Annotated in this window: 18 protein-coding genes; 1 reads left to right on the forward strand and 17 read right to left on the reverse strand. The window is 56.5% G+C overall.

Annotation, left to right across the window (positions count from 1 at the left end):
- Positions 1-262: 262 nt before the first annotated feature.
- The 12 genes from FHW71_RS05005 to FHW71_RS05060 all read right to left on the reverse strand — a co-directional run bounded on the left by FHW71_RS05005 (position 263) and on the right by FHW71_RS05060 (position 17,645).
- The gene (locus FHW71_RS05005) at positions 263-490 is read right to left on the reverse strand and encodes a zinc ribbon domain-containing protein (protein ID WP_179449881.1); all 228 of its coding nucleotides are present in this window, start codon (positions 488-490) and stop codon (positions 263-265) included.
- A gap of 96 nt (positions 491-586) precedes the next feature.
- Positions 587-2,077, reverse strand: coding sequence for a ribosome biogenesis GTPase Der (gene der, locus FHW71_RS05010; RefSeq protein ID WP_179449879.1), 1,491 nt, complete (start codon positions 2,075-2,077; stop codon positions 587-589).
- 178 nt (positions 2,078-2,255) lie between these two features.
- Positions 2,256-3,437: an outer membrane protein assembly factor BamB gene (bamB, locus tag FHW71_RS05015; protein ID WP_154155662.1), complete on the reverse strand. Its 1,182-nt coding sequence runs from the start codon at positions 3,435-3,437 to the stop codon at positions 2,256-2,258.
- Positions 3,438-3,456: 19 nt separating this feature from the next.
- Complete coding sequence (locus FHW71_RS05020) at positions 3,457-4,074, reverse strand: YfgM family protein (protein ID WP_179449877.1); 618 nt, start codon at positions 4,072-4,074, stop codon at positions 3,457-3,459.
- 39 nt (positions 4,075-4,113) lie between these two features.
- Complete coding sequence (gene hisS, locus FHW71_RS05025; protein ID WP_179449875.1) at positions 4,114-5,388, reverse strand: histidine--tRNA ligase; 1,275 nt, start codon at positions 5,386-5,388, stop codon at positions 4,114-4,116.
- 106 nt (positions 5,389-5,494) lie between these two features.
- Positions 5,495-6,616, reverse strand: coding sequence for a flavodoxin-dependent (E)-4-hydroxy-3-methylbut-2-enyl-diphosphate synthase (gene ispG / locus FHW71_RS05030; RefSeq protein ID WP_008108306.1), 1,122 nt, complete (start codon positions 6,614-6,616; stop codon positions 5,495-5,497).
- A gap of 38 nt (positions 6,617-6,654) precedes the next feature.
- Positions 6,655-7,671 carry a cytoskeleton protein RodZ gene (gene rodZ / locus FHW71_RS05035; RefSeq protein ID WP_179449872.1) on the reverse strand — a complete coding sequence of 339 codons (1,017 nt, stop codon included), beginning with the start codon at positions 7,669-7,671 and terminating at the stop codon, positions 6,655-6,657.
- On the reverse strand, positions 7,661-8,395 hold the full coding sequence (pilW, locus tag FHW71_RS05040) for a type IV pilus biogenesis/stability protein PilW (protein WP_154155660.1): 735 nt from the start codon (positions 8,393-8,395) through the stop codon (positions 7,661-7,663). The genes rodZ and pilW overlap by 11 nt, the downstream gene beginning before the upstream one ends.
- Before the next feature lie 75 nt (positions 8,396-8,470).
- Positions 8,471-9,640, reverse strand: a complete 1,170-nt coding sequence (locus FHW71_RS05045) for a bifunctional tRNA (adenosine(37)-C2)-methyltransferase TrmG/ribosomal RNA large subunit methyltransferase RlmN (RefSeq protein ID WP_007884898.1) — start codon at positions 9,638-9,640, stop codon at positions 8,471-8,473.
- Between the two features lie 187 nt (positions 9,641-9,827).
- Positions 9,828-10,259: a nucleoside-diphosphate kinase gene (gene ndk, locus FHW71_RS05050; RefSeq protein ID WP_007884899.1), complete on the reverse strand. Its 432-nt coding sequence runs from the start codon at positions 10,257-10,259 to the stop codon at positions 9,828-9,830.
- A 168-nt stretch (positions 10,260-10,427) separates the two neighbouring features.
- Entirely contained in the window at positions 10,428-12,752 is a 2,325-nt protein-coding gene (gene pbpC, locus FHW71_RS05055; RefSeq protein WP_179449870.1) for a peptidoglycan glycosyltransferase PbpC, read from the reverse strand.
- Between the two features lie 6 nt (positions 12,753-12,758).
- The gene (locus FHW71_RS05060; protein ID WP_179449868.1) at positions 12,759-17,645 is read right to left on the reverse strand and encodes an alpha-2-macroglobulin; all 4,887 of its coding nucleotides are present in this window, start codon (positions 17,643-17,645) and stop codon (positions 12,759-12,761) included.
- A gap of 147 nt (positions 17,646-17,792) precedes the next feature.
- Here FHW71_RS05060 and sseA point away from each other — a divergent pair, with 147 nt between their 5' ends.
- Entirely contained in the window at positions 17,793-18,632 is an 840-nt protein-coding gene (sseA, locus tag FHW71_RS05065; RefSeq protein WP_179449866.1) for a 3-mercaptopyruvate sulfurtransferase, read from the forward strand.
- A gap of 43 nt (positions 18,633-18,675) precedes the next feature.
- Here sseA and sseB read toward each other — a convergent pair whose 3' ends face one another.
- From sseB to trmJ, 5 genes are all read right to left on the reverse strand, one after another.
- The gene (gene sseB / locus FHW71_RS05070) at positions 18,676-19,443 is read right to left on the reverse strand and encodes an enhanced serine sensitivity protein SseB (protein ID WP_179449864.1); all 768 of its coding nucleotides are present in this window, start codon (positions 19,441-19,443) and stop codon (positions 18,676-18,678) included.
- Between the two features lie 49 nt (positions 19,444-19,492).
- A complete protein-coding gene (pepB, locus tag FHW71_RS05075) occupies positions 19,493-20,779 on the reverse strand; it encodes an aminopeptidase PepB (protein WP_179449862.1) in 1,287 nt (428 codons plus the stop codon).
- A 62-nt stretch (positions 20,780-20,841) separates the two neighbouring features.
- A complete protein-coding gene (locus FHW71_RS05080) occupies positions 20,842-22,014 on the reverse strand; it encodes an IscS subfamily cysteine desulfurase (RefSeq protein ID WP_179449860.1) in 1,173 nt (390 codons plus the stop codon).
- Positions 22,015-22,103: 89 nt separating this feature from the next.
- Positions 22,104-22,601 carry a Fe-S cluster assembly transcriptional regulator IscR gene (iscR, locus tag FHW71_RS05085; protein WP_008108287.1) on the reverse strand — a complete coding sequence of 166 codons (498 nt, stop codon included), beginning with the start codon at positions 22,599-22,601 and terminating at the stop codon, positions 22,104-22,106.
- 135 nt (positions 22,602-22,736) lie between these two features.
- Positions 22,737-23,480 carry a tRNA (cytosine(32)/uridine(32)-2'-O)-methyltransferase TrmJ gene (gene trmJ / locus FHW71_RS05090; protein WP_008108285.1) on the reverse strand — a complete coding sequence of 248 codons (744 nt, stop codon included), beginning with the start codon at positions 23,478-23,480 and terminating at the stop codon, positions 22,737-22,739.
- Between the last annotated feature and the right edge of the window lie 117 nt (positions 23,481-23,597).

Genomic DNA, 23,597 nt, shown 5'->3' on the forward strand with positions numbered 1-23,597 from the left:
TCCAGCCGCAGCGGGAGACAGGAATAATTCCGTTACGCTTTATTTTATATCTATTGGTACGGGTGCAATGCCCGTGATTCGGCGCTTGTGAGCGAGGACACAACGCAGGTGAGAGTTATTCTCGCTACAAGGCGGCAGGATTGTACCACCTGGTACAATAAAAAGTGAATATCCATAACGCGGCAGTCACTGGTTAATAGCATTTTTGCTACAAATCCAGTCGTAAGCTATTAATAAATATGACGGCGTATCGTGACTTTTCTTATTGCGACGTTAAGTCGGGGATGAATTCGACACGTTTTTTGGAAATAAGGCCGTCGACGTGCTGGCAGAAGTAGTCCACCGCACCGCAGGCTTTCAGCACCTGCAACGGTTGATGGCAATCCGGGCATAAGGCGATGAGTGCGAAATGACGTTCACAGCTGGGGCAGTTAAAACCGGTTTCATTGTGAGTGAGTAGTTGCTGACAGGCTGGGCAGGAAAAATTCATCAATTGTCCTCTGCGTGGTGCGCATCGGTCGCCATGAATGGCGACCCTACGCGTTACAGGTTCATAAAAAAAGGGCCCTGCTGGGCCCTTCTCATCTTAACGCTTGTTCTTCTTCAGATGCGACATCAGACGCTGACGTTTACGCTGCTGCGTTGGCGTCAACAGGTTGCGTTTGCCCGCGTACGGGTTATCGCCCTCTTTGAACTGAATGCGAATTGGCGTGCCCATCACGTTGAGTGAACGACGGAAGTAGTTCATCAGGTAACGCTTGTAGGAATCGGCCAGATCTTTCACCTGATTGCCGTGAATCACCACGATTGGCGGGTTATAACCACCGGCGTGCGCATATTTCAGCTTCACGCGGCGACCACGCACCAATGGCGGCTGGTGATCGTCGGCGGCCATGGTCATGATGCGCGTCAACATTGCGGTGCCCACACGTTTGGTGGAGCAGTCGTAGGCTTCGGTCACCGATTCGAACAGGTTACCGACGCCGCTGCCGTGCAGGGCTGAAATGAAGTGGATGCGCGCAAAATCGATAAAGCCCAGGCGGAAGTCCAACATCTCTTTGACTTCATCTCGGGCTTCCTGCGTCATGCCATCCCACTTGTTGACCACGATCACCAGTGAGCGCCCACTATTCAGGATAAAGCCCAGCAGCGACAGATCCTGATCGGAAATTCCGGCACGTGCATCAATCACCAGCATTACAACGTTAGCGTCTTCGATCGCTTGCAACGTTTTGATAACTGAGAATTTCTCGACGGTTTCGGTGATTTTACCGCGCTTACGTACGCCAGCGGTATCAATCAGCACATACTCACGATCGTCGCGTTCCATCGGAATGTATATGCTGTCACGCGTGGTGCCCGGCATGTCGAAGACCACGACACGGTCTTCGCCAAGAATGCGGTTAGTTAGCGTTGACTTACCCACATTCGGGCGGCCAACGATAGCGAGTTTGATCGGCAGTGTGGTTGGGTCGAAGTCTTCTTCTTCCTCTTCCTCCAGCGCATTCTCAGTCTCTTCTTCTAAATCGGCCCAATAGGCGGCGTTCTCTTCTTCTTCAGTGAGTTCGACTTCTGGAACAATTTCTTCCATCCACGGCAACAGTGCGGTTTCCAGCAGGCTGTTAACGCCACGACCATGCGAAGCCGCAATGGCGTGAATCTCACCTAAGCCCAGCGCATAGAAATCCAGCACCGCTGCTTCCGGGTCGATACCGTCAGTTTTGTTGGCGACCACAAAGGTGGCTTTCTCACGCGCACGCAGATGATTGGCGATCTGCTGATCCGCCGGCATCACGCCCGCGCGCGCATCCACCATAAACAGCACCACATCGGCTTCTTCAATCGCCAGCAGCGACTGCTCCGCCATGCGGTTTTCAACGCCCTCTTCGGTGCCATCGATACCGCCGGTATCAATAACAATGAATTCGCGCCCTTCCACTTCGGCGCGACCATATTTGCGATCGCGAGTCAGTCCAGGAAAATCCGCCACCAGCGCATCACGTGTGCGTGTTAAACGGTTAAATAGCGTAGATTTTCCCACATTGGGACGCCCAACCAGCGCGACCACAGGTACCATAACACTTGCCTCAGTTTTTAAAATAATTCGCCCGAATGGCTTGATTATAACGACATTTGACGCCAGGCGTCAGGCTGAAGGCGCAAAGAATACCATGCCTGACTAAAAACGAAACGGCCCCTGACGAATCAGGAGCCGTGTAAGCGAGCGGGAAACGGGTTCCCGCAGAGCCAATTCCTTAACGGGTGATGGCGTAAACTTCTCCGCCTTTCGCCTGGATCAGCAGCTTGTCACCGGCGACAACCGGTTCAGTCTGGAAGCCATCGCTGTCCAGTTTCTGCTGCGCCACGAAGCGGCCGTCAAGGGTGTTGATCCAGTGCAGATAACCTTCGCTATCACCCACCACCAGATAACCGTTGAACAGCACCGGCGAGGTTAGATTACGATGCAGCAGATCGCTTTGACGCCAGATGGCCACGCCACCGTCAGCATTCAGGGCAATCACGCGGTCATCCTGATCGACCAGATAGATACGACCCGCATCCACCACCATGTCTTTCACGCCGCCAATCTCACGCTTCCACAGAACCTGACCAGAACGCAGTTCAAGTGCGGTGAGGTTGCCGTTATACGCCAGCGCATAAATCACACCGTTTACCACGACTGGCGTGGTATCGACGTCGCTCAGGCGATCGATTTCCGTTGCGCCGCTTGGCTGCGAAATACGCTGCTGCCAAATCAGCTGACCTTGGTTGACGATGACTGCGCTCACGCGGCCATTGTCGCCACCAACAATTGCGCCACCAAAGGCCACGGTCGGAGCCGATTCACCGCGCAGTGACAGCGCAGGCATATCGAGGTTGACGGTCCATTTGATCACGCCAGTGCTCTGATCAAGACCTTGCAACATACCGTTGCTGGTGTGGATCAGCACTAAACCGTCGCTCACTACCGGACGCGACAGCGCTTCACCGGCGACCTTGGTCTGCCAGGCAATGCCACCATCGCTGGTATTCAACGCAAATACCTGACCACGTTCGCTACCGATATAGATGCGATCGCCGCTGGCCGTTACGCCGCCAGAAAGCAGTGCCGAGATGTTTTTCGAGAAGAAGCCGGTTTTCTCAGAGAGATCGACTTTCCATTTCTCTTTACCATTGCTGGCATCAAGCGCTTTAACCACACCAAAACGATCCGCAGCATACACGGTACCGTCCAGCCAGGCTGGATGCAGATTGGAATAGAAATCACCAACGCCGTCTCCGACTGAGGTGCTCCACGCGGTCTGCGGCGTAAACTGGTTTTCCACTTTAGGCAGCGGGGCCATTTTCACTACATCTTCTTCGCCGCTGAACAGCGAGCAACCGCTGAGCAGAGTGACTGAAATCAGCCCTGGCAGCAGGTATTTACGTAATTCCATGTGCGCTCTCTTGACTGGCTTAACTTAAGTTATTCATCTTCATCTGCAGCATTTGCTTCAGCGCAGGAGAGGCCTGCGATTCAGCACCTTTGCTCCAGGCATCACGCGCGCCCTGCTTATCGCCTTTGCTCAGCAGTGCTTCGCCACGAATGTCCGCCACAATGGCTGTCCAGCCATCACCTTTAACATTGTTAAGGGTAGAAAGTGCGGCATCGGCCTGACTTTGCTGCAACTGAATGCGTGCCAGACGCAGGTTAATCACCGCCTGCAGGTTGGCATCTTTGGTATCTTTCAGCCCACTCTGTAACAGAGTGATAGCTTTATCGAGCTGATTGGTTTCAACATACTGCTTCGCCAGATCCAGCGACGCCAACGCACCATAGGTGCTGTTGTTTTCGCTAGCGAAAGTGGCTACCGCTGCCAGCGAATCCGGCTTGTCCGCCTGCATCGCACTGGTAAGCTGTTGATATTCTGCTGATGCCGCTTTATCGGTTCCTTCCTGATGGCTGGACCAGAAACGCCAGCCACCCAGCGCAGCGATACCGATGATTACGCCAACGGCCAGGAATTTGCCATTGTTGGCAAAGAACTGACGCAGTGCGTCAACTTGTTCGTTTTCGTTGCTGTAAACTTCCACGCAATCCCTCTCTTTAAAATGGCTGTTGCAGTGCTGCGCTTACTGCAGCAGCGTGCGCAACGTCGCAGCGGCGTCGCTCTGAGCCAGCGTCTGTTGATCGCCAGTACGCAAGTCTTTCACCACAACCTGGCCCGCTTTCACTTCATCTTCGCCCAGCACCAGCGCAATGCGTGCGCCCCACTTGTCTGCACGTCCAAACTGCTTCTTGAAGTTACCGCCACCGAAGTTGGTCATCAGCTTCAATGCCGGATCAGCATCACGTAGTTTTTCCGCCAGTTGCATCGCGGCGGACTGAACGCCCTGCCCCGAAGCGATAACATAGACATCAACAATGCGCGTCGGTTCAAATTCTGGATTAACCGCTTGCACCAGCAATACCAAACGCTCCATGCCCATGGCAAAACCAACCGCTGGCGTGGCACGGCCACCCAACTGTTCAACTAAACCATCGTAACGTCCGCCGCCGCATACGGTGCCCTGCGAACCGAGGCTGCTGGTCACCCATTCAAACACGGTACGGTTGTAGTAATCGAGGCCGCGTACCAGGCGCTGGTTAATGCGATATTTAATGTCCGCGTCGTCCAGCAAGGCGCACAACCCGCTGAAGTGCTCGCGTGACTCCTCATCAAGGAATTCGCCCAGCGTTGGCGCATCGTTTAACAGTTTCTGGATGTCAGGATTTTTGCTGTCGAGCACGCGCAGTGGATTGGTGTACATGCGGCGTTTGCAATCTTCGTCGAGTACGTCCTGATGTTGCTCCAGGAACGCTACCAGCGCGCTGCGGTAGTTGGCGCGCGCGTCCAGCGAACCGATAGAGTTCAGCTCAAGCTCAACGTGATCGGCGATACCCAACGCTTTCCACCAGCGCGCGGTCATCATGATCAGCTCAGCATCCACGTCCGGGCCTTGCAGACCAAAGACTTCCACACCCATCTGGTGGAACTGGCGATAACGACCTTTCTGCGGACGCTCGTAGCGGAACATCGGGCCGGTGTACCACAGACGCTGTTCCTGATTGTACAGCAGACCGTGCTCGATACCGGCGCGCACGCAACCTGCGGTGCCTTCCGGACGCAGCGTCAGGCTTTCGCCGTTGCGGTCTTCAAAGGTGTACATCTCTTTCTCAACCACGTCGGTGACTTCACCGATCGCGCGGCTGAACAACGGGGTGTGCTCAACGATTGGCAAACGGATTTCACTGTAACCATAGCTGGCCAGCACCTGCTTAAGGGTGCCTTCAATACGCTGCCAAATCGCGGTATCCGCCGGCAGGTAATCGTTCATCCCGCGAATCGCTTGAATATTCTTCGCCACGTTAGAATCTCTTTAAGACAAAAAAACCTGAGCGGCATCATACCTTATGAGGATGAAACCGCACAGGTTCAATCACAAACTGGCACGCGACAGGCGCGCACCACGATTATTTTTCCAGCTGCTGCACGTTGATGCGGCGGCTTTCATCCAGCATGCTAGCCTTGGCGCGAATACGCGCTTCCAGCTGGTCGATCATGTCGTTGTTATCGAGACGATCGCGCTGGCGCACACCATCTTCGTAAAAGCCGCTTTTCTTGGCGCCGCCGGTCACGCCGAGAGTTGAAACTGTCGCTTCACCCGGACCGTTCACCACGCAACCGATGATGGAAATATCCATCGGCGTGATGATGTCTTCCAAACGCTCTTCCAGCGCATTCACCGTACCGATGACATCAAACTCCTGACGCGAGCAAGTCGGGCAAGCAATAAAGTTGATGCCGCGCGCGCGGATGCGCAGAGATTTGAGGATGTCGTAGCCGACTTTCACTTCTTCAACCGGATCGGCCGCCAGCGAAATACGCAGCGTATCGCCAATGCCTTCGGCCAGCAGCAGACCTAAACCGATCGCCGATTTCACAGAACCCGCACGCGCGCCGCCCGCTTCGGTGATACCGAGGTGCAGCGGCTGATCGATGGCTTTCGCCAGCAGACGATAGGATTCAACGGCAAGGAAGACGTCGGAGGCTTTGACGCTCACTTTGAACTGATCAAAGTTGAGGCGATCGAGGTGATCAACATGGCGCATGGCGGATTCGAGCAGCGCTTGCGGCGTTGGCTCGCCGTATTTTTCCTGCAGATCTTTTTCCAGCGAACCGGCATTCACGCCGATACGGATCGGAATATTGTAATGACGCGCACAATCCACCACCTGGCGGATACGCTCATTGTTGCCGATGTTGCCTGGATTGATACGCAAACAATCCACGCCATATTCAGCGACTTTCAGTGCGATGCGATAGTCAAAGTGAATGTCCGCTACCAGCGGCACGTTGACCTGTTGCTTAATCAGTTTGAAGGCTTCAGCCGCATCCATCGTGGGAACGGAGACGCGCACGATATCAACCCCGACGCGCTCAAGCTGGCGAATCTGGTTAACGGTGGCGTCCACATCAGTGGTGCGGGTGTTGGTCATTGACTGAACGGCGATGGGCGCACCATCGCCAACTGGCACCTTGCCGACGTAAATCCGTGTTGATTTGCGACGGATAATGGGTGCTTCGTTATGCATATTCTCTCTCCACAATTACCCGGAAAGCGCGCTGCGCGTTATTGCGCACCCAGCGTCAGACGGGCAACCTGGTTATTACGGATAAAACGACTTAAATCAACGGGCTGATTCTGATATTGCACGTCAACCGCACTTGGTGCGCCAATTTTCAGACGATACGGAGCCGTTCCGGACAAACTCAGCTTACCGCCGCTACGTTGCAGACCGCTGAACAACTTCCTGCCGGTCGCATCGCTGACTTCCAGCCAGCAATCGGCTTTGAAGTTCATCACGATGGCATTCGGATCGCCTGCCGGTTGGCTGACTGCCGCATTTCCGGTAGGCATTTGGCCGGCAGGAACGCTGTTGGCTGGGGCCGGAGACGTCGCCGCTGGCGGTGCCGTATCAATCGGCGCCTGGCTTGGCGAAACCACGGCGTTGTCGCTGCCGTTGGTTTGCGCGGTATTACTCGTGCTCGCCGCAGGTGCGGCGGTATTGCTTTCCGGCGTGGCGACAGCGCCAGCACCGTTATCAACTGGCGTACCGGCAGCGTTGGTATCCGCATCGGCATTACTGTCGGTGCTGTTATCGCCCAATGGAATGGACTGGCTATTGTCGCCGCTGCCGTTTTGATCGGCCATCGACACCAAATCAGCCTGTGACGCTTTATGGTTCTGCCACCACCACGCACCGGTTAAACCGACTACGACAAAAATCACCAACCAGGTGAAGATCATCAGCCAGCCATCGCGCTTTTTACGACGCTTACCCAATGAGAAGCTCTGCATCGGCTCGATCTTGGCCGCGCGCACCGGAGCCTGTTTTGCCATCATCGGCAGCAGGTCATCTTCCGGTACATGCACCAGTCGGGCATAGGAGCGAATGTATCCGCGCAGGAATGTCGACGCTAAATCAGCAGGTGACTTATCCTCTTCAATATCACGCACGGTAGTAAGTTTCAGGCACAGGCGTTCAGCGACGTTTTGCTGGGTCAGCCCCATCTGCTCACGGGCCAGACGCAGGCGTTCACCTGTGGAATGTACTGCAGAATTCTCTTGAGTGGCTTCAGTATTCATTAGCTAAATAACGCTGGTACTGTATCGATTGTGGAAAACTTCGCGCCAACCGGTCGCCATAACGTGTAACGTCAGCAGCGTTTCCCTGTTGCGCGGCGAAACGTATCTGTAACCACAGGCTCTCTGCCGTTGCCGGCAAACGCTGATGGTACACTTCTAAAAGCAGCGGAACCGACTGCTGTTCCTGCTGTTCAAGCCGCCTTTCCACTTCCCTTAGCAGTTGACTGCCCTGCTCCGGTGCGGCATCCAGCGCGTAACCTAACTGCTCGCGCGCTGCGGCACTCTCATCAGCCTGCAGGTAACAATAGCCCGAAAACAGGAATGCATCCTGACGAGCATCGATTTCCTGCGCCTCAATTGCCAGCTTAAACTGTTGATGCGCTTCGTCATACTGCCTTAAACCGCAGAGAAACGCACCGTAATTGTTAGCCACATAACCATTCAACGGCGCTAACTGCTGCGCCCGCTGGTAGTGCCAGCGAGTTTGCGCGCTATTCTGCTGAGCCTGCGCCACCCGAGCAAGGGCCAACGGGACACGATAATCTTTTGGCGCTGCCTGCTGAGCACGCAATAAATTGCGCTGTGCGGCGGCATAATCCTTCACCGCCAGGTAGTGCAATCCAAGCTGCAAACGAATATCCGCTGCGCTTTGCTGTGCGGGATGATTGACACAACCGGTTACAACAAAGCCAGCCAGAATCGCTGCGGGTAATCCTTTACGCATTTCAGTCTCTCCATGAAAAATATGCGGAGAGACTGACATGAGTTACGCCCGGTGAATATCAGCAGGCGCTGGCTTTCAGAGCGCCTTCACAGAGATGGCTTCGCCTGCCATTTTCTTACGCAGCGTACGCTTGGTACGGTCGATTACATCACCCGCCAGCTGACCACAAGCGGCGTCGATATCGTCACCACGGGTTTTACGCACGATGGTGGTGAAACCGTAATCCATCAGGACTTTGGAGAAGCGGTCGATACGGCTGTTGGAGCTACGGCCATACGGCGCGCCGGGGAACGGGTTCCACGGAATCAGGTTGATTTTGCACGGCGTCTCTTTCAGCAGTGCCGCCAGCTCATGCGCGTTGTCGGTGCTGTCATTGACGTGATCCAACATCACGTACTCAATGGTGACACGGCCCTGATTGGCGTTGGATTTGCCGATGTAGCGTTTTACCGCCGCAAGGAAAGTCTCGATGTTGTACTTTTTGTTGATCGGCACGATCTCGTCACGAATCGCATCGTTTGGCGCATGCAGCGAAATCGCCAGCGCTACGTCGATCATGTCGCCCAGCTTGTCCAGCGCCGGCACTACACCCGAAGTGGAGAGCGTAACGCGACGTTTTGACAGGCCGAAACCAAAGTCGTCCAGCATGATGTCCATTGCCGGTACCACGTTGTTCAGGTTCAGCAGCGGCTCGCCCATGCCCATCATCACCACGTTGGTGATCGGGCGCTGACCGGTAATTTTTGCGGCACCGATGATTTTCGCGGCGCGCCATACCTGGCCGATAATTTCTGATACGCGCAGGTTACGGTTAAAGCCCTGCTGCGCCGTCGAACAGAACTTGCACTCCAGCGCACAGCCTACCTGCGAAGAGACGCACAAAGTTGCGCGATCTGCTTCCGGGATATAGACGGTTTCAACCAGCTGGTCGCCCACGCGGATCGCCCATTTAATGGTGCCATCGGTGGAACGCATCTCTTCCGCCACTTCCGGCGCACGGATTTCAGCGCGCTGCATCAGCTTACCGCGCAGCACTTTGTTGATGTCGGTCATCTGCTCGAAATCATCGCAGCAGTAGTGATACATCCACTTCATGACCTGATCGGCACGGAACGGCTTTTCGCCCATCTCAAGAAAGAATTCGCGCATCTGCTGACGGTTAAGATCCAGCAGGTTAATTTTTTCGTTTTTTGGGGAAACAACCACGGGGGAAGCGGACGACGGCGTCACAATCTGTTCGGACATAATGTTCTCTGGCCTCGTTGTTACACGTTACGGCTCTGGTTAATAGTAGGAAAAAACAGCGCCCTCGCTGAGGCTGGCTCAACAAGGGCGCATAATTGTACTACATCTGCTGCATGATGCCAGGGGAACCGTTTCACAGATGTTGAACAGCTGTAAAGACGCGTGTCCGCTTAGGCGATCAACGCACTTAGCGAGTGCGTGGGCAGACTTCGTTTTCTGCGAAGAAGTACGCGATTTCGCGTGCTGCAGATTCAGCAGAGTCAGAACCGTGGGTCGCGTTCTCGGTGAAGCTGTCCGCGTAATCAGCACGCAGAGTACCTGCCAGCGCGTTGTCTGGGTTAGTTGCACCCATCAGATCGCGGTGACGCTGAACGGCGTTTTCGCCTTCCAGTACAGAAACCACAACTGGGCCAGAAGTCATGAATTCAACCAGACCATCAAAGAATGGACGGCCTTTGTGCTCAGCGTAGAAGCCTTCAGCCTGCTCTTTGGTCAGGTGCAGCATTTTTGCGCCAACGATTTTGAAGCCCGCGCTTTCAAAACGGTTATAGATTGCACCAATCACGTTCTTAGCGACGGCGTTTGGTTTCACGATTGAGAAAGTACGTTCGATTGCCATGTTGACCTCTAGTTAGCATCCTGAAGAATCCGGGAGCTCCTCCCGGTAAGAAAACGCGCCGATTATAGGGATATCATGGCGCGTTGCCTATTAGCGATTAGCGGAATTATTGAAAATAATTGATTTTTGTCGGGGCGCGCAGGCAAAAAGTATGCCATATCCATGCACTCAACCGCGGGTAAAGGCCACCGATGAGAGCTGCCCCGCTTCATCCATCACCACCAGTTGATAACTTCCCGGCTCATCCAGCACCAGCGCCGCACTATTATTATTCGCGTCCCGCTCCAGCGGCTGTCCGTTTAAAAACCACCAGCGCTGCTCACCTTGTCCGCCCTGCACCGCTACCGGCATCACCAGCACAACTTTACCCGGAAGCGGTTGAACGCGCTGGCCGTTGATCACACCGGTAATCACCATCGGCGGCGCGTTGCCCTGATTGAGCGGCGGACAAGCAGGATCGATCGGCGGCAGGCGCTGCGCACGGCGTTCAGCAACCGGCAGCCAGGGCTCAAGCGGCAGCGGCCACATCAGGCGCTCATGACTTTGTGCATCCGGGCAGTCTGCTGCTACGCGCAATCCCCGGCTGTTCTGCCAGTAACGCTGGCGCAAACCATTAACGCCTTCCTGCCCCGGCGCCAGCAGCGTTGGCGGCACGGTTTGATTCAATACCCAACTCTGACGACGCTGGCGACAGTTCACGTCGCCGATGGGCAACGGCTGACCGCCAGGCCAGCAAATGCTCATGGCGCTGACCGCTTGCGGACGCGGATCGCGCGGCGCACCGTTCACCGGCATATGGCCAGCCAACAAATTATTAACCTGATTCATCACCGGTACCGCCGAAGCAAAACCAAATTGCCCGGCGACCGGTGTCGCATCCGGTCGCCCAACCCACACGCCAATCAGATAGCGTGGCGTAATACCAATCGTCCATGCATCGCGATAGCCGTAGCTGGTCCCGGTTTTCCACGCCAAAGGCGCGATATCCGGCACCGTGCCGCTGGCCGGAGGTTGCGCCGCGCCAGCCAAAATGCGCCGCACAATCCATGCCGCACCCGGCGACAACAGCGGCCTTTCCTGCAGCGGTTGTGTCGTCAGCCAGCGCAACTGTGCCGCATTGCCGTGACGGGCAAAGGCGCTGTAGGCCGCCACAATCTCATCCATGCGCGCGCCGGTACCGCCCAGCACCAGCGACAGATTGGGTTCTGCGCTGGCTGGAAAGCGCAGATTCAATCCCACGTTACGCAAGCGCGCGGCGACACTTTTTGGCCCCAGCGCATCCAGCAGCTGGACCGCAGGGAGATTGAGCGATCGCTCCAGCGCATCGCTGGCGCTCACCGGTCCGTGAAAACCCGAGTCGAAGTTACCGGGACGATAGTCACCGAAGCGGCGCGGCACATCCTGCAGCAGCGATTCACCATGTATCAACCCATCGTCCAGCGCCATGCCGTAGACAAAGGGCTTCAGCACCGATCCGGGCGATCGCACGCTGGCGATCATATCGACGTGACCAAAACGGCTGTCGTCATTGAAATCCACCGAACCGACATAGCCGCGCACTTTCATGTTTTGATGATCCACCACCAGCAGCGCCAGCGAGGTGCGCGGCGGCAAGTTGCTTTTTAGCGACGCCGACAGATTCTCCAGTTCGCGCTGCAGCGACACATCAATAGTTGAGGTGATTTTGTTGTCGGGTGACAGCGACAACAAGCGGCGGGCCAGCAGCGGCGCACGTTGCGGCATTTGGCGAGGCGGCAGCCACACCGCTTCTTGTTTGATATCGGCGACATCCTGCGCTGACCAGACGTGATATTGCGCGAGGCGATCCAACACTTTATTGCGTGCGGCTTCGGCGCGCTGTGGCCAGCGGTCCGGACGCAGGCGGCTCGGCGCCTGTGGCAGCACCGCCAGCAGCGCCGCTTCACCTTTGGTTAGCTGGGACGGCGGTTTGCCCAGCCACATCCAGCTCGCCGCGCCAACGCCCTCAACCGTGCCGCCAAAAGGGGCGCGATTGAGGTACAGCGTGAGGATGTCGCGTTTGGAGAGATGATATTCGAGCTGCAGCGCGCGCCACGCCTGCACCACTTTACCGCGCAGCGTGCGCGGTTGCGGATCGATAAGCCGCGCCACCTGCATGGTGAGCGTGCTACCGCCGGAGACCACGCCGTGATGCAGCACGTTCTGCCCGACTGCACGCACAATCGCCATCGGATTGATGCCGGGATGATGCCAGAACCAGCGATCTTCGTAGGTCAGCAGCGCCTCGATATAAGCGGGTGAGACATCCTCCAGCGTCACCGGATAGCGCCATATGCCTTGCTGGTCAGCAAAGCGCCACAGCGGCGTACCGTCTTCGGCTACCACCACGCGCGCCGGCTGCAACTCACGCAGCGGCAGAGGCGTAAGTCGATCCAGCAGCCACAGCGCAGCCATTAGCAGCACTAAAAAAAGCGGCAGCCAGCGCCACCGCTGTAGTTGCTTACTTCCAAACATCAATGGTTAACGCACATTGAGTTTTTCCGGCGTGCTGCCAATCGCGCGCCATTCCGGCACATACATCGATTCCACCTGCGGCGGCGGCAAGCGATAGTTGCCTGGCGTAACCGCACGCGCCAGATACAACAGCGTGCCCGGCGTGTAGCCATCCAGCGCCAGCGCGGCGACAAAGCGGTCGTCACGGAATTCGATATGCTTAATGTTGGCTTGCTGCATATCCATCATGCTCTCTTTCAGCGCATCGGCACTGTCGCCTAAACTGGCGCTGCTGTCGCTCAGGTTCTGGTTTTCCAGCTCAAGTCCAGCAGGCAGCAGATCCACCACCAGCGCATCACTGACGCGCTCGCTGGCCGCGACTTTGAGACGTACCACCAGCAGTTCACCACTTTTCAGGTTGGTGAGATCCGCTGGCTTACCATCCAGCGTGAAGTACTCACGACTGATCTGCAGCACGTTGCTCATCGGCGACGGTGCGGTGCGCGGATAGCCCACCACATTTAGCGTGCCGTAAAGCGGCGACGCGTTGTCGCTTTTCACCGACACGCCCTGGCGCAGCTGATCTTCCGTCATACCAATATTGAGCGGCTGATTGCTGCTGAGCGGTTCCGCTTTGCCTTGTAGTGTCGCCTGCCAGCTTTCGCCTTTATGTTGCTGCAAGGTGCGGGCGGCTAGGAACAACGCGTTGTTTTCCTGCGTCGAGAACCAGTGCTGTCCATGCACGGCTTTCGCCAGATCGATCAGCAGCGGACCTTGCATCTCCGGCAGCAGCTGGTTTTCCGTCAACAGCGACAAAATCAGTGCGCGATCGCGCACCGGGCTGCCGTAATCGCCGAGCCAGCTGTTAGGCTTACGTTCCAGCCCAATGCCCTGCGCCAGCGCCAGTTGTGCGCGCTGTTGATCGCCCATCAGCTTCAACGCCACGCCAAGCTGCACCATCGCCAGGCCGGATTTAGCCTGATCGCGCTTTTCATACAGCGCACGCAACGCGCCGAGCGGTGCCTGCTGCTGACGTGCCAACACCAATCCGGCATAGGCCTGCACGCTGAAACGCAAACCATCTGCATCGCTGCTCCAGCTGGTTTCGATTTGCGTGGGATCCTGCAGATAGCGCAGCAGACGTTCGTCGGCGCGGATAATCACGCCATCCGGCACGCTGTAACCGGCTTCGCTGGCGCGCAGCAGGAAATCAGTGACGTAAGCCGTCAGCCAAAACTCTTCCTGACTCTCTTTGCTCCACAAACCAAAGCTGCCGTTGCCGCGCTGCATACCGGCAAGGCGCGCGATGCCGGTATCAATCGAGGCGCGACGCGCTTCATCGTTGCTGGTTTTGATGCCCATAGCCGTCAGCTGCGCATGGTTGGTGAACACCGACGGCCAAATGCCGCTGGCGGTCTGTTCAAGGCAGCCATAAGGATAGGCATACAGCGAACTGATATAGCTGGCGATATTCAGCGGTGGACGGTTGCTGAGTGACAGCTGTCCGCTCAAGGTATCCTGCTGCAAACCATTGAAGGCGCCCGCCATCACCTGCCAGTTTTGGCCGGTTTGCATCACGTTATCGAAGCTCAGCGTTTGTGCCGGATAAGCCGGACGCACGCCAATTTTCCATTTGCGCTCACTTGCTGCCAGCGTTTCGCCCGGCAAACTCATGCCGGAAACCTTGACCTGCACATCGCCCTCACCAAAGCCGCCCTGCGCTTTGACCGGAATTTGCAAAGTGGTGCGCGCGCCTTTCGCTAGCTGCACGCTGGCGGGGATCTGGCCGTTAAGGGCGATCTGGCCGCTGGCCGTGACGTTGATTTTCAGCGTCTGCGGTTGATCGGTGAGGTTGGTGAGATCCAGCGCCAGCGTAGATTGATCGCCGCTGGCCAGGAAGCGCGGCGTCGCCAGTTCACTGATCAACGGTGCAGCAACCACCAGCTTGCGATCGACCGAGCCGAAGCTGTCGTCGCTCCACACCTGCGCCATCAAACGCAGTTCGCCATTAAACGCCGGAATTGGCAGTTCCAGCGTACCTTCGCCATTGGCATCCAGCGTTACGGGCTGCAACTGCTGCGCCACAATCTGCACCTCTGTGACCGGTTTTTTACCGCCGCGCGACAGCGCATCCGCATCGTCGCCGTCACCACCAAAGCGCAGCGCGGCCAGCTTGCCACCGCCTTCAATCAGCTGACCGAACACATCGTACTGATCGGCGTTGTAGCGCTTACGGCCAAAAAACGCGTCCCACGGATTCGGGGTTTTGTAGTCAGTGATATTAAGCACGCCGCTGTCCACCGCCGAGAGCAATACCTGAACCTGCTGCGGCAATGCGCCACCTTCACGGCTGGCTTTGACCTTCACTTTTAGCGTCTGCTCAGGACGGATTTTATCCGGCGCGTCGAGCGCTAAGCTGAGGCGACGCGCTTCAGTCGCCATCGGCAGATGCAGCAAGCCCACCGCGCGCTTCGGCGTGACGCCGCTGGCTTTGTCGCCGTCACGCACCACGATAGCGCTGAGATAGAGATCGTGTCGCTTCCAGCTATCGCTAATCGGTACATCAATGGTTGCGCCGCCCGCTGGAACGTTCAGCGGTTGCCACCACAGCGTGCCACTGCTGGATTCCACCATCAGATAGCCTTTACCGGCAGCAGGCGATTCCACCTTTACATGCGCGGTGTCGCCCGCTTGATAGGCGGTTTTATCGATTTTCAGTTTGACCTGATCCGGACGCAGCGCGCCGGTGCCGTTGGTGTTGTCCTGCCACCAATATCCGGCCTGGAAACGCACGCTGCTAATGATGTTGTCGCCGGCATGCACTTCCAAACGATAGGTACCCCACTCCACCGGGAAGCTCACTTTCTGGCTGCCGCCCGCCGCAATAGTGATGCGCTGCTGCTCCTCCTGCAGATCCTTTTGATCGAAGCGCGATTGCCAGCCTTCGCTGTCGGAGAAGCTCCAGTAATAGTCGCGGCGTTCGTGGATCAGGCGCACATCAAGATCTGATGCCGCCAGTTTCTCGCCCTGCGGATTGGCGTAGACCACGTCGAACTCCGCCAGACTGTTTTCCGCCACGGTCGGCTCATCGTGATAACGATCGCTGCGATAGTCATATACCGATTCGCTGTTAAACAGCGGACGAATGCCGGGCAGCGCCGGAGCCGGCCAAATCGCCTGAGTTGCGCGGCGCGTCACCGGACGGCCGCCAGTTTCCAGCAGGCTGGCTTGCAGAATCAGATTGAGCGGCGAATGGCTCTCTTTCCAACTGCTCTCAACGTTGAGCTGCAACTTGCCGCTCTCATCCAGCTTCTCGTCCACATCATCGAGCGAGCGTTTCAGCTCTTCAGTGATGTCGCCAAATTGATAGCCTGGCAGCGCGGCAACCGCTTCACGTGCCGGGCGCAGGAACAGCTGCCCTTGCAACTCGTTACCTGCGGCAGGCGCACCGTACAAATAGCGGCCTTCGACCGCAAAAGTAATGTCGTCATCTGGCGTCACCGGCTGCGCGCTGTTGGTTAGATCCAGTGCCATGCGCTCCGGCAGGAAGTCTTCTACGTGGAACGGCCAACTGCGCGGCTGGTTGTCGCCGCTGTTGATGCGCAGCGTCCATTCGCCAGTCATTGCGGAAGCGGGTAACGCGAAGCGATGTTGATAGACGCCGTTTTCCGACTGCCAGACAAAAGTCTGCGACACTTCGCCATTCGGCTGCACCACTTCGGCTTTCACCGGCTGCGGCGGCAACGGTTTGCCATCAGCATCACGCAGTAGCGCGTTGACGATCACCGTTTCACCTGGACGATAGAGATCGCGCGGACCAAATACGAAGAACTGTTTGTCATAGCCTTGCGGACCATCAATCGGAAACTCAGCCAGATCCAGCGCCGGACGATTGAGATCGATCAGCGAGGTTTGGCCCTTTTGTGTCGCCAGCAGCAACTTGCCTTTGGCATTCGCTGGTAAGCGCAGATGACCGTTGCTGTCGCTGGTGCCGCTGGCGAGTTGTTTGCCTTTTTCATCCAGCAACTGCACGCTGACATCATCCAGCGGCGCGCCGTTGGCCAGGCTTTGGGCGAACAGTTCCAGCTGTTCGGGGAATTGGTGCAGCGACAAACCGATGTCGCTCAATGTGAAGAGTGTCGCCGGCTGCGTATAGTTGTAGGTTCCAGCCTGTTTCATCACCGCCAGATAGACGCCCGGCTGTTTCAGCGCATCGACATCGCCCAGCGGCAGCTGCATTTTCTCGCGCGTATTGCGCGCCGGATTGAGATCGAAGCGTGCGCCGTAAACCAGATCGGCATTTTTCAGCAGCTCGCGCGATTCCCAGTACGACATGTTGTTGCCGTAATTCCACTGGGCGAGAAAATCGGCTAGCGAGGCACTTTTCACGCGGAAGAAATCGACGTCGACGTTATTCACATTTAATGCCAGCACCGGCAAACCCTGCATCAGGCGCAGCGGCAACAGCGATCCGCGACTGGCAAAACCCACCATCGGCTGGATATCGCGCGTGGTGAGCGTTTGATTAAAAGGCGTGGATAAGGTGCTGCCATCGGCCGCTTTGAGACCGGCATCGACGTTAACCGTCAACTTGCGCGACGGTTCAGGATGACGAAAACGCAACGCTTTACCGTTTTGCGCCAGCTCCCAGCCGCCGTCGACCTTGCCGCTTTTATCATCGGTAATTTGCACGTGTGCGGCAAAATCCTGTTTGCTATCTAGCGGCGAGTTGAAGGTCAACACCAGCGCGGCAGCGCCGTCGAGTTGCAGTTCGGAGAGATCGATAACGGACAGCGATTGCGGCGTTGTTGCTGCGGCTGCCGTTTCCTGCGCGTGAATCGTCGAGGTTACGCCGCCCAGTAATACACCACCAATCAGCGCGCTGAGCAGCAGCCGATTAAAACGTTTTGCCATGGTAATTCCCTCACCAGTCCCATAAATTAAGAAAACGTAATTTCGCGCAATTTCACATCAACCCGCCAACTTTAGCAATCACACCCTTGAGATAGCGTTCACATTCCCGGACACTGGTCGTTTCCCGTTTGCTGAGAAGAGGTTGCTATGACAGCCATATTTGTGTCCGCTGATTGGTTGAAAGAACATTACACCGAGGAAACATTGCAGGTGCTTGATGCCCGCATGTTGCCGCCTGGCCAGGAAGCCGTACGCGATCTGCAGGCTGAATATCTGGCTGGCCATCTGCCGAATGCCCCGTTCTTTGATATCGAAGCCTTGTCCGATCACACCTCGCCTTATCCGCACATGATGCCGCGCGCCGAATCCTTTGCGGTGGCGATGCGCGAATTGGGCGTCAGCCAGGATAAACATCTGGTGGTGTATGACGAAGGAAACCTGTTCTCGGCACCGCGCGCATGGTGGATGCTGCGCGCCTTTGGCTGCGAAAATGTGTCGATTCTGGCCGGAGGATTACAGGGCTGGAAAGCGGCCGGTTTCGATGTCGCCACCGGACCAGTAAGTTTACCGGAAGGCGAATTCGAAGCGACTTATGATGGCGCACAGGTGAAACGTCTGACTGACGTGCTGCTGATCAGCCACGAAGGCGGCGCGCAAATTGTCGATGCACGCGCGGCCAACCGTTTTAATGCCGAAGTAGATGAACCGCGTCCGGGCTTGCTGCGCGGGCATATTCCTCACAGCCTGAACGTGCCGTGGAACAATTTGGTGGTAAATGGTGAACTGAAACCGGCAGCGGAACTGCGCGATCTGTTTGCTCAGGCGGGCGTAAAACTGGATCAGCCGGTGATTGCCAGCTGCGGTTCAGGTGTTACGGCGGTGGTGGTGATTCTGGCGCTGACGTCGCTGGGTGTACGGGATGTGACGCTGTACGACGGTTCGTGGGGCGAATGGGGCAGCCGCGACGATTTACCGATCGAGAAGTGATAGCAGGTCGCCATAAATGGCGACCCTACATGTAAGGTGCGGATTATATAATCCGCTGACTGCCCTTAAAATCGCGCAGGAAACTGCCCCAGCGACGTTCATAGAATGGCGTGATGTGGGCAGTAAAGAAGTGGCTCACGCCGCGATCTTCATTCACCACTTCACAAATATCAATGGGTGCATCATCGGCCAGCGTATCCGTTGCTACGCCGCCCGCCGCTTGAATAATCTCATCGATATCGCTATCGGCTTCGATACCAATCAGCAGGTTAGGTTCTTCGGTGGCGCTTTCACGAATGCTGGCGATGTAAGCACGGCGCACCTGCTTGTACTTGGCAAACAGCTGCGTCAGTGAATCAATCATCTGCGCTGGCGGCTCGGCCACTTCAGACAGCAGCAGCGCCTGGCCGCCTTCCAGCACGGTTTGCTGGCTCAGCGCACTGCCCTCTTCTCCAATCAGATGCGCGATTTCACCCGGCGAAAACTCTTTGCCCGCTGGCAGCTTCGGATTGAGGAACAGCGTTTCGCCTTGCGTAATCTCAAACAGCGTACGCACCGGCATGCGCAGATAAGGCTGCTCATCTTTGATTGCCTCGCCCATCGCTTCTTCAGAGGTGAAGAACGGGATCACGCTGCCGCCACCCTCTTTTTCCCAATGCTGTAATTCGACCGGCGAAGTCGCATCAAACTGCTCAGCGGGACTTTCGCCTGGCACCCAAACATCGGCTTCCAGCAGCAGTTGGAAAAATTCCGGACGGTGCGCAGGCTCAGTGGCCGCCAGCTTCAGCACCTCTTCAAGACGGTTACTCATTTATCGTATTCCAAAAAAGACGGCAAGCTTACGCCTGCCGTGATGAGTACTATTTCAGTAACAGATTGGCGACGGTGCGCACACCCAGACCGGTCGCACCAGCGGACCACTGATCCACCGCGCCTTTGCGATACGTCGCGGAGCAGTCAATGTGCAGCCAGCCTTGCTGATATTTGCTGACGAAATGCGACAGGAACGCCGCCGCGCTGCTCGCACCTGCTGCGTGAGACGGGCTGGCGATGTTATTCAGATCGGCAAAGTTCGAAGGCAGATGGCTGCGATGGAACTCGGCCAGCGGCAAGCGCCAGAAGGCTTCGTTTTCGCCGGTCGCGCTGCCGAGCAGCGATTCCGCCAGCACATCGTCAAAGGTAAACAGCGCGTGGTAATCGTTACCCAGAGCGGTTTTCGCCGCGCCGGTCAGGGTTGCCGCATCGATCAGCAGTTCAGGATTCTGCTCGCTGGCATCAATCAGGCCATCGGCCAATACCAAGCGACCTTCCGCATCGGTGTTCATCACTTCTACGGTTTTACCGTTGCGATAGCGAATGATGTCGCCCAGACGGAACGCGTTGCCGCTGACCATGTTGTCGGCGCAGCACAGATACAGTTTCACGCGCTTATTCAGACCGCGCGAAATCGCCAGCGCCAGTGCGCCGGTCAAGGTTGCCGCGCCGCCCATATCGGACTTCATCGAGTCCATGAAGGCGCTTTGCTTCAGGCTGTAACCGCCGGTATCGAAGGTGATACCTTTACCGACCAGACAAGCATAAACCGGCGCACTTTCATCGCCGCTTGGGTTGTAATCCAGCGCCAGCAATACCGGCGCGCGCGTTGAACCACGGCCCACGGTGTGAATACCGGCATAACCCTGCTCGCGCAGATCGTCGCCTTTGGTGATGCGATAGCTCACCGCTTTGCCGCCCACTTCATTGATCAGATCAACCGCGTTATGCGCCAGCTGCTCTGGACTAAGATCTTCCGCCGGCAGGTTGATGGTGTCGCGCACCCAATCAACGATCTTCAGGCGACGCGCAAATTCAGCCTGATCGGCCTCATTGAATTCCGGCCACTCGACCTGGCGTTTGCCTTTCGGGCTGCGATAGCCTTGCCAGAATGCCCAGCACTTATCTAAATCCCAGCCTTCGCCCTGCAGTGAGACGTGACGAATGCCCTGACCGTCCAGCTTGCGACCCGCGCGCTGGATGCTCATCAGCGCATCTGCGCCAGTCAGGTGAATGGTCATGCCACTTTCGTTGCTGCTCAGCAGCGCTTTGTCACCCCAGCGCGCGTCGGCGGCCTGGGAGCTGAGCGTAATTATCATCGGTTGTGTTGTCATCGCGTGGCTCCGTTTGCGTTAGGTGTCACCTTGCGCCAGAACCGGCGCAAGGGGTGCATGAATTAGCGGGCGTTTGTTGCCGGCAAGAGCGCCCGCAGACGTGTTACCGCTTTGTTAACCAGCTCGATAGCGTACTCAATTTCCTCTGCGCTGGTGAAGCGTCCGAGCGAAAAACGCAGCGAGCTGTGTGCCAGCTCCTGCTCAACGCCCATCGCGCGCAGCACATAGGAAGGTTCGAGACTGGCCGAGGTACAGGCGGAACCGGATGACAGCGCCAAATCTTTCAGCGCCATAATCAGCGATTCGCCATCGACGTGGGCAAAACTGATATTGAGGATGTTCGGAGCGCCCTGCTCCAGCGAACCGTTGAGGTTCACGTTACCCAGTTGACTGATGCCACTCCACAGACGCTGGCGCAACTCGGCCAGACGCGCCATTTCGCTGCTCATCTCTTCACGCGCAATGCGGTAGGCTTCGCCCATGCCGACAATCTGATGCACCGGCAAAGTGCCAGAACGCATGCCGCGCTCGTGGCCGCCACCGTGCATCTGCGCATCAATTTGCAGGCGCGGTTTGCGGCGCACCCACAGCGCGCCGATGCCTTTCGGTCCATACAACTTGTGCGCCGAGAAGGACATCAAATCCACCGGCAGTTCAGTGACGTCAATCGGCAGTTTGCCGACGCTTTGCGTGGCATCAACGTGGAACAGGATGTCACGCGCACGGCACAGCGCGCCGAGGGCGGCGATATCCTGAATCACACCGGTTTCATTATTGACGTGCATCAGCGACACCAGCACCGTGTCGTCGCGCAGTGCAGATTCGAGCATCTGCGGCGTGACGATACCGTCGCTGCCCGGCTGTAAGAAGGTGACTTCAAAGCCTTCGTGCGCCAGTTGCTGGCAACTGTCGAGCACTGCTTTGTGTTCGGTTTGGCTGGTAATAATGTGCTTGCCGCGCGCCTGATGGCATTGTGCGGCACCTTTAATGGCAAGGTTGTCCGCTTCGGTCGCGCCGGAGGTAAAGACGATTTCACGCGGATCGGCGTTGACCAGCTCCGCAATCTGATTGCGAGCCACATCAACGGCTTCTTCAGCCTGCCAGCCAAAACGGTGGGAACGGGACGCGGGGTTACCGAAAGTGCCATCCATCGTGAGGAACTGCATCATTTTGGTGGCGACACGCGGATCCGCAGGCGTAGTGGCTGCGTAATCCAGGTAAATCGGTAATTTCATTGCGCTAAAACTCCGTATAAAAAATCATACGTCTTTATAGCACGAATCGGCCCATCCTGAGTTAACAGGAAAGGCCGAGCCAGAATAGATTAAGCGCGCAGATTGACGTTGATGGTTTCTTGCACACGATGCTGCTGGAAGCGGCGATTATCGACCGTGTTCTGACGATCGGCCACTTCGAGGATTTCCTGATTATTCACCAGTTCCGCCAGCGTGATGTTGTTGAGGAAATCGCTAATGCGCTCACTCAGATCACGCCACAAAACGTGGGTCAGGCAACGCTCGCCGCCCTGGCAGCCTTCTTTGCCCTGGCATTTGGTGGCATCGACAGATTCGTCAACGGCGGTAATGACCGCGCCCACAGCAATCGCGCTTGAATCTTTACCTAACAGATAACCGCCACCTGGACCACGAACGCTGGCAACCAAGCCGTGCTTACGCAGACGTGAGAATAACTGCTCCAGATAGGACAACGAGATGCCCTGACGCTCAGAAATGTCAGCTAGCGGCACCGGGCCCTCATTGGAGTGCAGTGCAACGTCCAGCATAGCGGTTACGGCATAACGTCCTTTGGATGTCAGTCTCATAGCATACAACCTCGTAAGCGTCCGTCCGGTTATCGGCGGGTTATCTGATGAATTGGATGCAGTCTGACATTCCTGAGTAAAACGGTCAACTATTTAACCGAGTAATTTGCTCAACTATTTAACCAAGTGTTTTACTCAACTATTATCCACATTACCTTTGCGCTTTTCGAACGATGCCATCATGCCGCGCAGGATGTTCAGTTCATCGCGTTCCGGACGCGCACGCGTATATAAACGACGCAGCTTGCTCATGACCTGGCTTGGCGTGCCTTCACGGATAAAGCCGCTGTTCAGCATCATCTGCTCGATGTGCTGATAGAAGCGTTCGAGATCGTCAACCAGCGGATACGGCGACTCAACAGCTTGTTCCGTCGGCGCGGCTTTTTCCTGCGCGTCCAGCCAGGCCATGCGCACTTCGTAAGCGATAATCTGCACCGCCATCGCCAGATTCAGTGAGCTGTATTCCGGATTGGCCTGAATCGCGACGTGATAGTGACACTTCTGCAACTCTTCGTTGGTCAGGCCGACGCGCTCGCGACCAAACACCAACGCAACCGGCGCCTGCTGGCCCTCTTCCACGCTTTTAATGCCGCATTCGCGTGAATCCAACATTGGCCACGGCAGTGAACGTGAGCGTGCGCTGGTGCCAACCACCAAACTACAGCCGGCAATGGCTTCATCCATGGTATCGACAATGCGCGCATTACCAATGACATCGCTGGCACCGGCGGCGAGGGAAATGGCCTGTGAATCCGGTTTCACCAGCGGATTGACCAGATAAAGGTTGGTTAAGCCCATGGTTTTCATCGCGCGTGCGACGGAGCCCATGTTGCCAGTGTGCGAGGTTTCTACCAGTACGATTCGGATATTCTGCAGCATAATTAGAGGCGGTCAGGGAAATGATGGCGCGCATCCTAACATAAAAAGAGGACATTTGCTGAACACGCTGATATACTCCGCGCCGTTTTCCCCGTTCTTTAACATCCAGCGAGAGAT

This window comes from Enterobacter sp. Sphag1F, assembly GCF_014193275.1.
Classification (GTDB): Bacteria; Pseudomonadota; Gammaproteobacteria; order Enterobacterales; family Enterobacteriaceae; genus Pantoea; species Pantoea symbiotica.